The following is a 13,271-nucleotide window of genomic DNA, read 5'->3' as shown; positions in this document are numbered from 1 at the left end:
ACCGACCGGATGGCAGCGGGGAGATCCAGGTCCCGCTTGCCCGCATCGCCGGCAACCCTTCGAGGGTGCGCCGAGATGCGCCTTGATACTTCGAGTAGGGCAACCGCTCAGTGCGTCGACCGCTCGCGCAGCATCACCACCGCGCACAGGATGACCACGCCGTAGATCACGTCCCGGATTGAGGGCGGGATCATCGTGCCGGCCAGCAAGGTCTGGAGGGCCGTGAGCAGCAGCACGCCGCCGATCATCCCGACGTACTTGCCGCGCCCGCCGGTGATGAGCGTGCCGCCGATGACGACCACGGCGATCGATGGCAGCAGGTAGGGATCGCCCATGCCGAGGCTGGCCTGGCCACCGAAACCCGTGAGCATCACCCCGACGAGCGCCGAGCACAGTCCGCTCAAGGCATAGACGCTCATGGTCACGCGCCCGACGTTGACGCCCGACAGGTGCGCCACCCGGGGGCTGTTGCCCACCGCATAGACATGCCGCCCGAACACCGTGCGCGACAGCAGCACGATGCCTACCGCCGCGAACAGGATCACGGCAAACACCACCGGTGTGAAAGACCCGATCCGCGCATTCATCAGCCACTTGAGCGCGGGCGGCGCGAAGCCATCGGGCGTGCCGTTGCTGTAGAGCAGCGCAATGCCCTGCAGGAGCCCGTTCATCGCCAGGGTGGCCACGATCGGCGGAAGCTTGAACAGCACGATGGCCAGGCCGTTGACGAGTCCGATCACAACCCCGATGGCAAGCACCAATGGCACGGCCCACAGCGCGGCCTCATTGCTGCCGCGCGCAAAGCCGCCGAGCAGGATGCCGCAGAGCCCGATGGTCCAGGGCAGCGACAGGTCCAGCCCGCCGGTCAGGATGACCGTGCCCTGGCCCAGGGCCAGCACCACCAGGAAGGACCCCAGCAGGATCAGGGTGTTCAGGTAGCCGATGTCGATCGGGCGGCCGAGCAGGAGCGTCGCGAGCATGATCAGCAGCAGGCACACATAGGCCGGCAGCACGTAGCGAAGCGCCACGCCGTTGGTCTTGAGCCAGCTTGCGCCGGCAGGCAGCTGCCGCGCGGACTCCACCAGGCGCACCACCGGCCGCGAGCGTGCCGAGTGGGCGAGGCGACGCTTGAAGGCCTGGCGCCACCAGTGCGCAAGATCCGCGCGCGACACACCGGTCGTACCGAGTGCGGCGGCGATCAGGACCAGGCCTTCCACGATGGTGCCGTAGTAGGCCGGCACGTTCAGCACCAGCAGGATGTTGACGATCAGCATGAGGCTGTAGGCGCCGACCACGGAGCCCACGCAGCCGCCCCGTCCGCCGCCCAGCACCGTGCCCCCCAGCACCACCGCGGTGAAGATCTGCAGCAGCAGGGGCGTGCCCACCAGCGGGTCTCCCGTCGCGGTCTGCGCCGTGACGAGCACGCCGGCGGCGCCGTAGGCCAGGCCGGCCAGCGTGTAGGCGCCGAGCTTCGTCATCACGACGTTGATGCCCGAGTACGTGGCCGCCTCCTGGTCGCTGCCGACCGCATAGAGTGCGGTGCCGAAGCGCGTCTTCTTGATGGCGAGCCAGGCCAGCACCACGAACCCGAGCACCAGGACCGGCGCGGGCAGCACCCCTTCGATCGCGCTGCCCGTGAAGAAGCGGGTGAACGACTCGGGCACCATGCCACCCGGCTTGTCCATCACCACCAGCGTGATACCGGTGAGGATGAACATCGTGGACAGCGTGACCACGATCGACTGCAGGCGCAGCACGGCCACGAAGAATCCGTTGAACGCCCCCACCAGCGCGCCCACGCCCAGGCCGATGAGCACCGCCGTGCCTTGCGCAGCCGGGTGATCGTTGAGGTAGGCCGCCACCAGCACGTTCACCAGCGAGATCACGGCGCCCGCACTCAGGTCGAAGCCGCCGGTGAGGATGACGATGGTTGCGCCGACCGCCGCCACAGCGAGCGTCAGTCCGCCCGCCGAGAGATAGAGCAGGTCGGGATACGCGAGCCGCGTGGCCGACAGGAAATTGACCAGCGCGAACAGCACCGCCAGCACGGCGATCGCGATCAGGAGCCCCTTGGCCCGGCCCGGCGCCCATCGGGCCAGCGGCGATTCCGCCGGCTGGGCGTACGAAACAACTGCGGTGTTGCTCATGATTGAACTGCCTTCCGGGTCGCCGTTTCGGCCCCGTGTGTGTGCGCGCTCCCGAGGGCCGCACGCATGATTTCCGATTCCGAGATGGCCTCCACCGCACCGTCGATCTCGCGCACGATGCTGCCGCCGTAGAACACGACGACGCGGTGGCTCAGGTGCACCACCTCCTCGATTTCGGTCGAATACAGGATGACCGAACCGCCCGCCCGCACGTACTCGTTGATGAGCAGGTAGATCTCGTGCTTGGTCCCCACGTCGACGCCGCGCGTGGGGTCGAACAGCAGCAGCACGCGCCCGCCTGCCAACAGCCACTTCGCCATGACGATCTTCTGCTGGTTGCCTCCGCTGAAGGCGCTGGCCGGCATGTGCAACGCGCGTTCGGCGACCTGCACCTTCGCCAGGGCACCGGCCACGGCAAGGCCCTCGGCCTCGCTGTCGATGAGCCCGAAGCGCGTGTAGCGGTCGAGCACCGGCAGCGCGGTGTTCTGCCGTCCGTCCAGGCGCAGGAACAGTGCCTCCGTCTTGCGTTCCTCGGGCACGAGCGTGATGCCCAGCCTGGCGTCGATGGCATCGCGCGGCGATTCGATCTTCACCTCGCGCCCGTCCACCGTGATGGTGCCCGCGCAGGCCGGCACGTCGCCGAAGAGCGAGAGGAACAGCTCCAGCTGCCCCATCCCCGCGAGGCCTGCCACGCCCAGCACCTCGCCGGGCTGCAGCGACAACGACGCGTTGCGCAGCCGCCCCGCGGACAGCTCGCGCACCGCCAGCACCGGCGGCGCGCTCCGGTCCACCGGCGGCTTGGGCGGGAAGGTCTTCTCCAGCGAGCGGCCGATGATCTGCTCGATCACCTCCTCGTCCGAGATCTCGTCGATGCCGAAGGTGCCCACGCTGCAGCCGTTGCGCAGGATGGTGAGGCTGTCGCAGAACATGCGCACCTCGGGCATGCGGTGGGTGATGAAGATGATCGTCGTGCCGCGTGCCTTCTGCTGGGCGATGATCTGTCCCAGCCACGCGATGTCTTCACCCGACAGCGCCGAGGTCGGCTCGTCGAGCAGCAGGACCTTGGGCTCGCGCAGCGCCGCCTTGGCGATCTCGATCTTCTGGCGCAGCGGCAAGTCCAGCGAGCGCACCTCGGCGCGCGGCGAGATCATGTGCAGCCCCATCTTCGCGAGGCTTTCCGCCACGCGCTCCTCCGCTGCCTTCTTGTTCAGCAAGCCGCCAAGGCCGGTCGGCTGGTAGGGCAGCAGCAGGTTCTCGGCCACGCTGAGATCCGGGATCAGCGTGAGCTCCTGGAAGGCTGTCTGCACGCCCAGCCTGTGCGCATCGCGCGGGCTGTTCATGCGCACCTCGTCGCCGAACAGCCGGATCACGCCGCTGTCCGGGCGCACCAGGCCGCTGAGGATCTTGACCGAGGTGGACTTGCCCGCCCCGTTCTCCCCCAGGAGCGCATGAACCTTACCGGCAGCGATGCTGTACGTCACGCTTTCGAGCGCCACGGTCGGCCCGAAGGCCTTGCGTACCTGCTCGACGCTGATGGCTTGCGTTGGTTGGGACATGCCAGCTCCTGATCAGGTCGTGAATGCCGGATTACTTCTCGGCCTGGCCCGTGAGCGCGGCATTGAGCGCGACCTCGGGCGTTTCCGGATTGAAGACGTCCGCGAACCAGCCCGGGTTGGTGACCACGGAGGGCTGGAACACATTGCAGCCTTCCTTCATCTCCTTCCAGGAGCCTTCCTTGCAAAGCTTCACGGTGTCGTTGGTCACTTGCGGCAGCGGCACGATGACGTCGTGGGGGAACTTCTTGCCGCCCAGCGCCTGGATGGCGAGCTTGAGCGCATAGGCACCGGACACCGGCGGGGACGAATAGGAGAAGCTCGGCGCGCCCATCGGCCGATAGGTTCCGTTGGCGCCTTCGACTTCCTTGTTGGACACCGGCAGCATCTGGATCCGGTGGCCGTTGGCACCCTCGCCCGCACACGGCTTCTTCTTGGCGTCCGGGATGCCGGCCTCGTCCTGCATCGAAAACATCGTGTAGCAGCCCACCTGGACCAGCATGCCGTCGACCTTGTCCCACGGATGCGAGGCCAGGATCTTGGTCATCTCGGTGCGCGCCACGGCCTGGCTCCACATGCCGACGCCCTGGGCAACCACCTTCACATCCGGATACTTGGCGAAGACTTCCATCGAGGCCTTGGTGCGCTGCGTGTCGGTCGACGTGCCGGGCACGCCGGTGAGGTACACCACGTTGCCCTTGCCGCCCATGGCCTTGACCAGCCACTCGGCCGCGACCTTGCCTGCGAGGAGCTGGTCGATGTGCACGTTGTGGGCGCAGGGCTCGGTGATCTCCGCGTCGTAGGCGAAGACATGCACCCCCTTGTCGCACGCGGCCTTCACGGCCTGGTTCAGCGCGGTCGGCGAAATCGGATAGATCACGATCGCCTTGGCGCCTGCCTGCACCATGGCGTTGATCTGCTGGATCTGCTTTTGCGCATTGGGGCCGGCGACCTGGACTTCGAAGTCGATCTTGTCCTTGTTGCTCGGGTGCGATGCCATGGCACGCTGCATCGAGGCCGCCTCGCCCTGCCAGTCGTTGCCGATGTAGCTCATGCTGAGAAAGACCTTGTCCTTCGCAACGGCCGCACCTGAGAAAGCAAGGGCGGCGCTCAATGCGAGCACCGCGCGGGCGGCGATGGAATAGCTCTTGATCATCGAAGTCTCCAGTTATAGAAATGAATGCCCGAGGGGCGATGGACAGGAAGGGACGGAAAAAAACTACTTGATGACGATGGGGTTCACAGGCGCACCCGAACCGCCGACGATCTTCAAAGGGGCTGCTGCATAGAGAAAAGTCCACTGGCCGTCGTTGGCGCAGTCCTCGGCCAGCAGGTCGAGTTGCGCGATCTCCGTCAGTGCGACGCCGAGGTTTCTCATCAGCGCGTTGTGCAACGGGAGCTCGACGCCGGAGACCGGATCGACGGTGACCTCGTTGGCCATCGTGTCGGTCACCAGGTTGGGAATCTCCATGTCCTGGAACCACTGGACCAGCTCGGGGCTGTAGGTGAGGCCCGGCTCCTTGAAGTCCTTGTAGAACTCGGCGTGCTCGCGCTTGTAGAAGGAGCCGACCCAGCCCGTGCGGATGATCAGGATGTCGCGCTTCTCGATGACCACGCCCTGCCTTTGCGCCGCCTCGAGCAGGTCGGCGTGCGTGAAGGTTTCCCCGGGACCGAGGACTTCCTTGCCGCGGTGGCGCGCCATGTCGATCAAAATGCCGCGGCCCACGACGCCACGTTCACCGATGGGCAGCACGCTGGCCTTGGCCAGTCCGCCGATGGTGGTGTCCGCGTCGTAGCCGTTCCAGATCTGGTCGTCGTACCAGACATGGCCCAGTGCGTCGTACTGCGTGGAGCCTTGCAGGTACATGAACATCACGTCGTCGGCATATTCGTATTGCCCCGGAAACCGCGGACCCTTGCCGCACAGGTAGTGGCCGCGGTCCATCACGTTCATCCGCTTGGCGGATTGCCGTCCGGGCCACACCGGGTCGCCGCCAGGGTCGCCCATGCGGACCTGCAGCGTGAAAGTCTTTCCCTGCTTCACCGTCGCGATGCCGCGGAGGATTTCCACCGGCGTCAGGTAATTGAGCGAGCCGACCTCGTCGTCCTTGCCCCACTTTCCCCAGTTCTTGGGAGAGCCTTCCAGAAGCTCTCGCACATGAGGCACGTTCTTCGATTCCATAGGACTCCTTGGTCAGGTTCTCGTTAAAAAAGGCGCTCGAACATCACGGATCCAGTCCCCACCCATCGATGAGAAAACCGAGGCGCTTTGCAGATCTGTTTTGAAGCGCTTCATTTTCTGGCGACGTTTGTTCGTGTTGCAAGGTGCAAGAGGACATTTACTACTTTGGAAGCGCTTCATTTTGCACTTCGCTCATCAGCACGTGCATGGTGTTTTCCCGAATGCCCGACTGAAAACTCGCCTCGCCCCACCCGGAGGCGCCGCAGCCGGAGCGCGCGTGCTCGCAGCCCTCTTGTTTCTCGTATCATGAAGCGCTTCATACGCAGCGCGTGCGGGCCGGTTCGCAAGGTCCGGCACCCGCCACATCGCCTTCCAGGATTTCTCCCGATGCCCCAAACGCCCACTGGCAGACCCACCCTCGAGGACGTTGCCCGACTCGCCGACGTTTCATTGGGCAGCGCCTCGCGTGCGCTGTCGGACCCGGGCCTCGTCAAACCCAAGACGCTGCAGCGCGTCATGCAGGCGGTGGAGCAACTGGGCTACGTGCGCAACGGCGCGGCACGGGCGCTCGCGTCGCGCCGTACCTTCTCGGTGGGTGCGGTCTATCCGACCTTGCACAACCCTGCGTTCGCCGACTCGATCCACGCGCTCCAGCAGACGCTCTGGGGGTTCGGCTACCAGCTGGTGGTGGCGAGCCACGAATACGTCGAGGAGCGCGAATACGAAGTGGTGCGCTCCATCGTGGAGCGCGGCGTGGACGGCCTCATCCTCGTGGGCGTCGAGCATGACCAGCAGGTGATCGACCTGGTGCGCCACCGCAAGCTTCCGTTGGTGCTGACGTGGTCGATCGACCAGCCGTCCTACGGCCATACCGTCGGCTTCTCGAACCAGCGTGCGGCCTACGACCTCACGCGCGCAGTGCTGGCGAAGGGACACAAGGACATTGCGGTCGTCTGCGGCTCGCGCCAGCACAACGAGCGCGCACGCCAGCGGGTGGGCGGAACCGCCCAGGCCATGGCCGACCATGGCCTGGCGCTGCGCGAGGACCGCATCATCGAGCAGCCCCTGTCCGTGGAGGGCGGCAAGATCGCCATGCGCCGCATCCTGGCGATGGACCCGCGCCCGACAGCCGTCATGTGCAACACCGACACCCTGGCGATCGGTGCGCTGCACGAGTGCCGCGTGCATGGCGTCGCCGTGCCCGACGAAATGTCCGTCACCGGCTATGACGACATCGTGCTCGCCAGCCTCACGGTTCCGCCGCTCGCGACCGTGCATATTCCGACGGCGCAGATCGGCACCTATTCCGCGCGGCGGCTGGTCGGCCTGATCGAGGACCGCGACCTGGGCGAAACCCCCGCGCTGGGGCATGAAGTCGTCCTGCGTGAAAGCCTGGGCCAGGCGCCCGCCGTTCGCCGCACAGCCCGGGCGCGCTAGCGGGACCCTGCTGCGCCGAAGACCTCGGCGTCTCCTATTCGCGCGATCTATATGAGCTATTCGGCCCACCGTATTGAACGGTGGGCCGGAACTCCCGATCATCGGCGCACCGCGAGGCGCAGGCCGTGTACACGGCCGCTAACAGGAGACAAGCATGATCGACACATCCGCGCACAGTGCGCGCAGCCCACGCCATGAAGCGATCCCATGAGCGGCACGGTTGTTCTTGCCCAACTGCTCAACGGGCTCCAGTACGGGGTGCTGTTGTTCCTGCTGGCCGCGGGCTTGACGCTGGTCTTCGGCATCATGAGCTTCGTGAACCTGGCGCATGGCTCGCTGTACATGATGGGGGCCTACTTCGCGGCCTCGGCGTTCCAGTACACGGGCTCCTTCGCATGGGCCGTCGCCGCGGCGACGGGCGGCTCGCTGCTGCTGGGCCTGGCGCTGGAGTTCGTGGCCGTGTCGCGGCTCTACGGGCGAGACCATCTCGACCAGGTGCTGGCCACCTTCGGGCTCGTGCTGTTCTTCAACGAGCTGGTTCGCATCGTCTGGGGATCGCAGCCCGTTTTCCTCCAGGTGCCCGAGTTCCTGAGCGGTGCCATCGATATCGGCGGCTTCAGCTACCCCTCCTACCGGATCGTCATCCTCGCAGTGGGGCTCGCCGTCGCGGTGGGCTCCTGGCTGCTGATCAACAAGACCAAGGTCGGCATGCTGATCCGCGCCGGTGCCGTCAACCCTGCGATGGTGGCCGCGCTCGGCGTCAACATCCGCCTGCTGAACGCCATGCTGTTCGCCGTCGGTGCGATGCTGGCCGGCCTGGCCGGTGCAATGGCGGGGCCGATCCTGTCGGTTCAATCGGGCATGGGCGAGTCGGTCCTCATCACGACGCTGGTGGTCATCGTCATCGGCGGCATCGGGTCGGTCACCGGGGCCTTCCATGCCGCACTGATCGTCGGCACCGTCGACACCATGGGCCGCGTGTTCCTGCCGGTCGTGCTGCGCCAGGTGGCCGAACGCTCCTTTGCCGATGCCGCAGGACCGGCGCTGGCCTCGATGCTGGTCTACCTGCTCATGGCCGTTGTGCTCGCCTGGCGCCCGCAAGGCCTTTTTCCAGCCCACCGGTAACCCCATGATGCATCTTCCTTCACGCCCGAGCACCTGGGTGCCGCTGCTCGCCCTGCTGCTGCTGGCAGGCGTGCCCTTCATCGCGCTGGCCACCGGGCAGACCTTCTACATCGGGTTCTTCGCGCGCATCATCATCTATGCGATTGCCGCCTGCGCGCTCAACATCGCGCTGGGCTACGGCGGCCTCGTGAGCTTCGGCCACTCGCTGTTCCTCGGGCTCGGCGCCTACGCGGTCGGCCTGGCTTCCTTCCACGGCGTCGGCAGCGGATGGGTCCACCTTGCGCTGTGCCTGGCTGCCTGCGCCACGGTCGCGCTGGTCACCGGTGCCATCAGCCTTCGCACCCGCGGGATCGCATTCATCATGATCACCCTGGCCTTCGCGCAGATGGGCTACTTCCTCTTCGTGAGCCTGAAGAACTATGGCGGCGACGATGGCCTGCCGATCGCCCTCGGCAGCCGCTTCGGCCCGGTCGACCTTTCCTCTCCGGCCAGCGTCTATGCCGTGGCGTTCATCGTGCTGGTGCTCTCGATCTGGTGGCTGGCGCGCCTGCGCGTGGCGCCGTTCGGCATGGTGATCCGCGGCGCCCGGCAGAACGCGCGGCGCGTGAGCGCCGCCGGCATTCCGGTCGTGCGCTACCAGCTGCTGGCCTATGTGATGTCCGGCATGCTGTGCGGCGTCGCAGGCCTGCTGCTGGCCAACCTCAACGCCTTTGCCTCGCCCGGAACGCTTGCGTGGTCCGTCTCGGGCGAGCTGATCGTCATCGTCGTGATCGGCGGCCTGGGCACCGTGTTCGGACCCCTCATGGGCGCACTGGTCTTTCTCGGACTGGAAGAAGTGCTGAAGGGCTTCACGGAGCACTGGATGGTGGTCTTCGGGCCGCTGATCGTGCTCGTTGCGCTGCTCGGCAAGCGGGGCATCGTCGGGCTGCTCGAGCGACTCGATGCGCATGTGCCGAAGGTGGCTGGGCCGTCCGCGTCTTTCGAACATGCCGGCACTGCGGCCAACACGCTCTCCGCGGCCGAGGGATCTTCCTCATGACCAGCGTCCTTCGCACCAACGCCCTGACCAAGCGCTACGGCGCGCTGCTCGTCACCGACTCGGTGTCGCTGGACATCCGCCAGGGCGAACTGCACGCGATCATCGGCCCCAACGGCGCCGGCAAGACCACCCTCATCAACCAGTTGTCCGGCGAACTCGAAGCGGACAGCGGCAGTGTGTGGTTCCGCGGCGCCGATGTCTCCGCCCTGCCGATCCACGAGCGCGCGCAACGCGGCTTGCTGCGCTCCTACCAGATCACTTCGATCTTCGAGGATTTCAGCGTGATCGAGAACGCAACCCTCGCTGCACTTGCCGCGCGCCGACATGCATTCCGCTTCTGGCAACCCATGGCGGCCGACCGCCAGGCGCGGCAGTCGGCCGAAGCGGCGCTTGTCGCCACCGGCTTCGCAAGCCGCATGCGTGCCGCGGCCGCCGACCTCGGCTATGGCGAGCGGCGCCAGCTGGAACTGGCGATGAGCTTGGCGGCCGGCCCCGAGTTCCTGTTGCTCGACGAGCCCATGGCCGGCATGAGCGTGCAGGAGTCGGCGGGCGTCATCGCGCTGCTGCAGCAACTGAAGCGCCAGTACACGATCCTGCTGGTCGAGCACGACATGGACGCGGTGTTCGCGCTGGCCGACCGCATCAGCGTGCTGGTCTACGGCAAGGTGTTGTTCACCGGCACGCCGCAGGAGATCCGCAACCACCCGCAAGTGCGGGCCGTCTACCTGGGCGAAGAAGAGGCCGAAGCATGAGCGAACTCCTGTCGGTGCGAAGCGTCCAGGCCTCCTACGGGCATGCGCAGGCGCTGTTCGACATTTCCTTCGAGGTCGGCAAGGGCGAGGTCGTCACCCTGCTCGCCCGCAACGGCATGGGCCGCTCGACCACGGTCAAGTGCCTGTTCGGCATGCTGCCCGTTGCGGCCGGCAGCATCTGGGTGGGCGGCGTCCGGGTGGACGGCCTGCCCTCGCACCGCATCGCACGCCACGGACTGGCGCTGGTGCCCGAAGGCCGCCAGGTCTTTGCCAATCTGACGGTGGAAGAGAACCTGGTCGCCACAGCGCGCGACAACAGCAAACGAAGCGGCGCGCGCTGGAGCCTGCACCGTGTCTACGAGTTCTTTCCCCGCCTCCAGGAGCGGCGCGGCAACCTCGGCTCCCAGCTCTCGGGCGGCGAGCAGCAGATGCTGGCCATCGGACGCGCACTGATGACGAACCCGCGCCTGCTGGTGCTCGACGAGGCCACCGAAGGCCTGGCGCCCTTGATCCGCAACGAGATCTGGCGCTCGCTCGCGGATCTCAAGCGCGACGGGCTGTCGCAGATCGTCATCGACAAGAACGTCAAGTCCCTGCTGAATCTCGCGGACCGCCACGTCGTGATCGAGAAGGGGCGCGTGGTCTGGCAAGGCGACTCCAGCGCGCTGCGCGCGCAGCCGCAGATCGTGCATCAATACCTGGGCGTGCAACAGGCTGCCGAGTCCACCGCCGGGCCATCGGCGGCCGCGAGAAGCGCTCAGGCTTCTGCGCCCGTGCCAGCGTAGCTTGCCAGCGCAGCCAGCACCACGGCCAACTGCTCCTCGCCAACTTCCTTCGACATCTCGCGCTGCGCCTGGCCCACCGCACGGCCGAAGTCCTTCAGCCAGTCTTCGCCGGCGGCGGTGAACCGTACGATGCGCACGCGCCTGTCCGAAGGATCAGCCATCCACTCGACGAGCCCGATCGATTCGCACTGGTCGATCAACTCCGTCATCGTATGGGTGGGGTAGGTCATGGACATGGGCCGCATGGGATCGGCACCGCCGCGAAGCGAAGGCCACTCTGCGCGCGATGTTGCAGCGCGCCTACGAGGGCGATCCGCCCTTGCCTTGAACGCCACGGCGCCCACCCTGGCGCCGCGCTTTCCTCATGCAACCATGCAATTGCAGCTAAGCGACCACATGCCGCCCTCGCCGGCGATCCAGCTGTGCGCATGGGCGATGCCGGCGCAGTTGTCGCCATCTGCGTGCGCGTGTCCGCAGGCGTGCGGCCCGCGCATCGCCTGGGCGAGGTAGCGGCCCTCCTCCTCGGCCGCGCGGGCCGAGGCGACAGGCGACCAGTCCGGGTTCACCGGCAGCGGCGCCGGCGCCATGGAACGGTAGGGCCCCTTGGCATGCACGATCTGCCCGCCCATCACCGTCAGCACCGATTCGATCTTCCGGATCTGATCCTCGGGCACCGCGAAGTAGTCGTCCGACAGCACGGCAAGGTCGGCCAGCTTGCCCGGTTCCAGCGATCCCTTGGCCGCCTCGTCGCCGGAGAACCAGGCGCTGCCCTGGGTGTACAGCCGCAGCGCCTGCTGCCGGTCGAGCCGGTTGGGGGCACCCACAAGGCGCAGGCCACCGGCGGTGCGCCCGGTCACGAACCACTGCAGCGAGATCCACGGGTTGTAGCTCGCGATGCGCGTCGCATCGGTGCCCAGTCCGACCGGAACACCGGCACGCAGCATCTCGCCCACCGGCGGCGCACGGTCGGCCACGCCAACGCCGTAGTGGCGCAAGAAGCTCTCGCCCTGGAAGGTCATGCGGTTCTGCACGGCGATGCCGCCGCCCAGCGCCTTCACGCGGTTGATGTTGCGCGGCGAGATCGTTTCGGCATGATCGAGAAACCAGCGCACGCGGTCGAGCGGCGCATCGCGCTGCACGCGCTCCAGCACGCCCAGGAGCGGCGTGATGGATTCGTCATAGGAAGCGTGAAACTGGAACGGCCAACCGTGCTCGACGAACAGGCGGATGACTTTCTCGAACTCTGGCTCCGCCGTGGGCTGCAGGTTGGGCCGCGGCAGCAGGAAGTTGGCCGAATCGAAGGCCGAGAAGGTGAGGATTTCTCCGGCACCGCGGATCTTGTAGATTGGATCGTCGGTCAGTTTCACCTGGCGGATCCAGGACGCGAAATCCTCATACTCCTTGCCCGGCGAAAAGCTGAACATGCTGCAGGCCACGCGCACCGTGAGGTGCCTGCCACCGGCCAGTTCGCTCATCAATGCGTAGTCGGCCAGGTTGTTGTCGGCGCCGCCGTCGCTCACGCTCGTGACGCCCACGCGATTGAGTTCGCTCATGAACTGACGCATCGAGTTCAGCCGCGCCGCATGGTCCAGCTGCGGTGCGCGGCGCATGGCCGAGTACACCGAGAACATGCTGGGCTTGGCGAGAATCAGGCCCGTGGGGTGGCCGAGCGCGTCGCGCACGATCTCGCCGCCGGCGGGCTGCGGCGTGTCCTTCGTGTAGCCCAGCGCCCGCAGCGCGGCCTTGTTCAGCAGCGCAGTGTCGTAGAAGTGCAGCAGCATCACCGGCACGTCGCTCGAGACGGCGTTGATCTCCTCGAGGGTAGGCATGCGCTTTTCGGCGAACTGGAACTCCGACCAGCCGCCCAGCACGCGCACCCACTGGCCGGGCGGTGTGCGCTGCACCTGCTTCCGCAAGAGCCGCAACGCATCGGCCAGCGACTCGACCTCGTCCCAGCGCACCTCCAGGTTGTATTGGAGTCCGCCGTTGATCAGGTGGATGTGCGAGTCGTTTAGGCCCGGAATCACCACGCGGCCGGCCAGTTCGACCAGCGTCGTGCCGGGCCCTTGGAATGCCGCGGTTTCCGCGTCGGAGCCGACCGCCAGGATCTTGCCGTCACGCACGGCGGCGGACGACACCACTCGGTTGCGTGCATCCAGCGTGTGGATCCTTCCGCCCCGAAGGATCAGATCGGCCTGCGCCCTGCCCGGCGCGGCGGCACAGCCAGGCAAGCCCATGACGGCGGCCGCAC

General features: G+C 66.8%; 11 protein-coding genes. 5 read left to right on the top strand and 6 right to left on the bottom strand.

Translation table 11 applies throughout. The features are described 5' to 3' along the window. Positions 1 to 107: 107 nt before the first annotated feature. The 4 genes from ABID97_RS25545 to ABID97_RS25530 all read right to left on the bottom strand — a co-directional run bounded on the left by ABID97_RS25545 (position 108) and on the right by ABID97_RS25530 (position 5,882). The gene (locus tag ABID97_RS25545; RefSeq protein WP_354401914.1) at positions 108 to 2,147 is read right to left on the bottom strand and encodes an ABC transporter permease; all 2,040 of its coding nucleotides are present in this window, start codon (positions 2,145 to 2,147) and stop codon (positions 108 to 110) included. Beyond that, entirely contained in the window at positions 2,144 to 3,703 is a 1,560-nt protein-coding gene (locus tag ABID97_RS25540) for a sugar ABC transporter ATP-binding protein (RefSeq protein ID WP_354401913.1), read from the bottom strand. Before ABID97_RS25540 ends, ABID97_RS25545 begins: the two co-directional genes overlap by 4 nt. Before the next feature lie 31 nt (positions 3,704 to 3,734). Beyond that, entirely contained in the window at positions 3,735 to 4,856 is a 1,122-nt protein-coding gene (locus tag ABID97_RS25535; RefSeq protein ID WP_354401912.1) for a sugar ABC transporter substrate-binding protein, read from the bottom strand. 63 nt (positions 4,857 to 4,919) lie between these two features. Then, the gene (locus tag ABID97_RS25530; protein ID WP_354401911.1) at positions 4,920 to 5,882 is read right to left on the bottom strand and encodes a cyclase family protein; all 963 of its coding nucleotides are present in this window, start codon (positions 5,880 to 5,882) and stop codon (positions 4,920 to 4,922) included. 387 nt (positions 5,883 to 6,269) lie between these two features. Here ABID97_RS25530 and ABID97_RS25525 point away from each other — a divergent pair, with 387 nt between their 5' ends. The 5 genes from ABID97_RS25525 (at position 6,270) to ABID97_RS25505 (ending at position 11,020) form a co-directional block, all read left to right on the top strand. Continuing rightward, positions 6,270 to 7,319: a LacI family DNA-binding transcriptional regulator gene (locus ABID97_RS25525; protein ID WP_354401910.1), complete on the top strand. Its 1,050-nt coding sequence runs from the start codon at positions 6,270 to 6,272 to the stop codon at positions 7,317 to 7,319. A gap of 207 nt (positions 7,320 to 7,526) precedes the next feature. Beyond that, a complete protein-coding gene (locus tag ABID97_RS25520) occupies positions 7,527 to 8,444 on the top strand; it encodes a branched-chain amino acid ABC transporter permease (RefSeq protein ID WP_354401908.1) in 918 nt (305 codons plus the stop codon). A gap of 4 nt (positions 8,445 to 8,448) precedes the next feature. Beyond that, a complete protein-coding gene (locus ABID97_RS25515) occupies positions 8,449 to 9,483 on the top strand; it encodes a branched-chain amino acid ABC transporter permease (RefSeq protein WP_354401907.1) in 1,035 nt (344 codons plus the stop codon). Beyond that, on the top strand, positions 9,480 to 10,235 hold the full coding sequence (locus tag ABID97_RS25510) for an ABC transporter ATP-binding protein (RefSeq protein WP_354401906.1): 756 nt from the start codon (positions 9,480 to 9,482) through the stop codon (positions 10,233 to 10,235). The genes ABID97_RS25515 and ABID97_RS25510 overlap by 4 nt, the downstream gene beginning before the upstream one ends. Continuing rightward, positions 10,232 to 11,020, top strand: coding sequence for an ABC transporter ATP-binding protein (locus ABID97_RS25505; protein WP_354401905.1), 789 nt, complete (start codon positions 10,232 to 10,234; stop codon positions 11,018 to 11,020). Before ABID97_RS25510 ends, ABID97_RS25505 begins: the two co-directional genes overlap by 4 nt. Here ABID97_RS25505 and ABID97_RS25500 read toward each other — a convergent pair. Both ABID97_RS25500 and ABID97_RS25495 read right to left on the bottom strand, forming a co-directional pair. Continuing rightward, on the bottom strand, positions 10,993 to 11,256 hold the full coding sequence (locus tag ABID97_RS25500; RefSeq protein WP_354401903.1) for a MarR family winged helix-turn-helix transcriptional regulator: 264 nt from the start codon (positions 11,254 to 11,256) through the stop codon (positions 10,993 to 10,995). The two genes, ABID97_RS25505 and ABID97_RS25500, sit on opposite strands and share 28 nt — an antisense overlap. Before the next feature lie 126 nt (positions 11,257 to 11,382). Then, positions 11,383 to 13,257 (bottom strand): amidohydrolase, encoded by a 1,875-nt coding sequence (locus ABID97_RS25495; RefSeq protein WP_503012835.1) that lies wholly within the window; start codon positions 13,255 to 13,257, stop codon positions 11,383 to 11,385. Positions 13,258 to 13,271: the final 14 nt, after the last annotated feature.

The sequence above is a fragment of the Variovorax sp. OAS795 genome, assembly GCF_040546685.1.
In the GTDB taxonomy this organism is placed as follows: Bacteria; Pseudomonadota; Gammaproteobacteria; order Burkholderiales; family Burkholderiaceae_C; genus Variovorax.
This window is presented reverse-complemented; position numbering and strand designations above follow the sequence as displayed.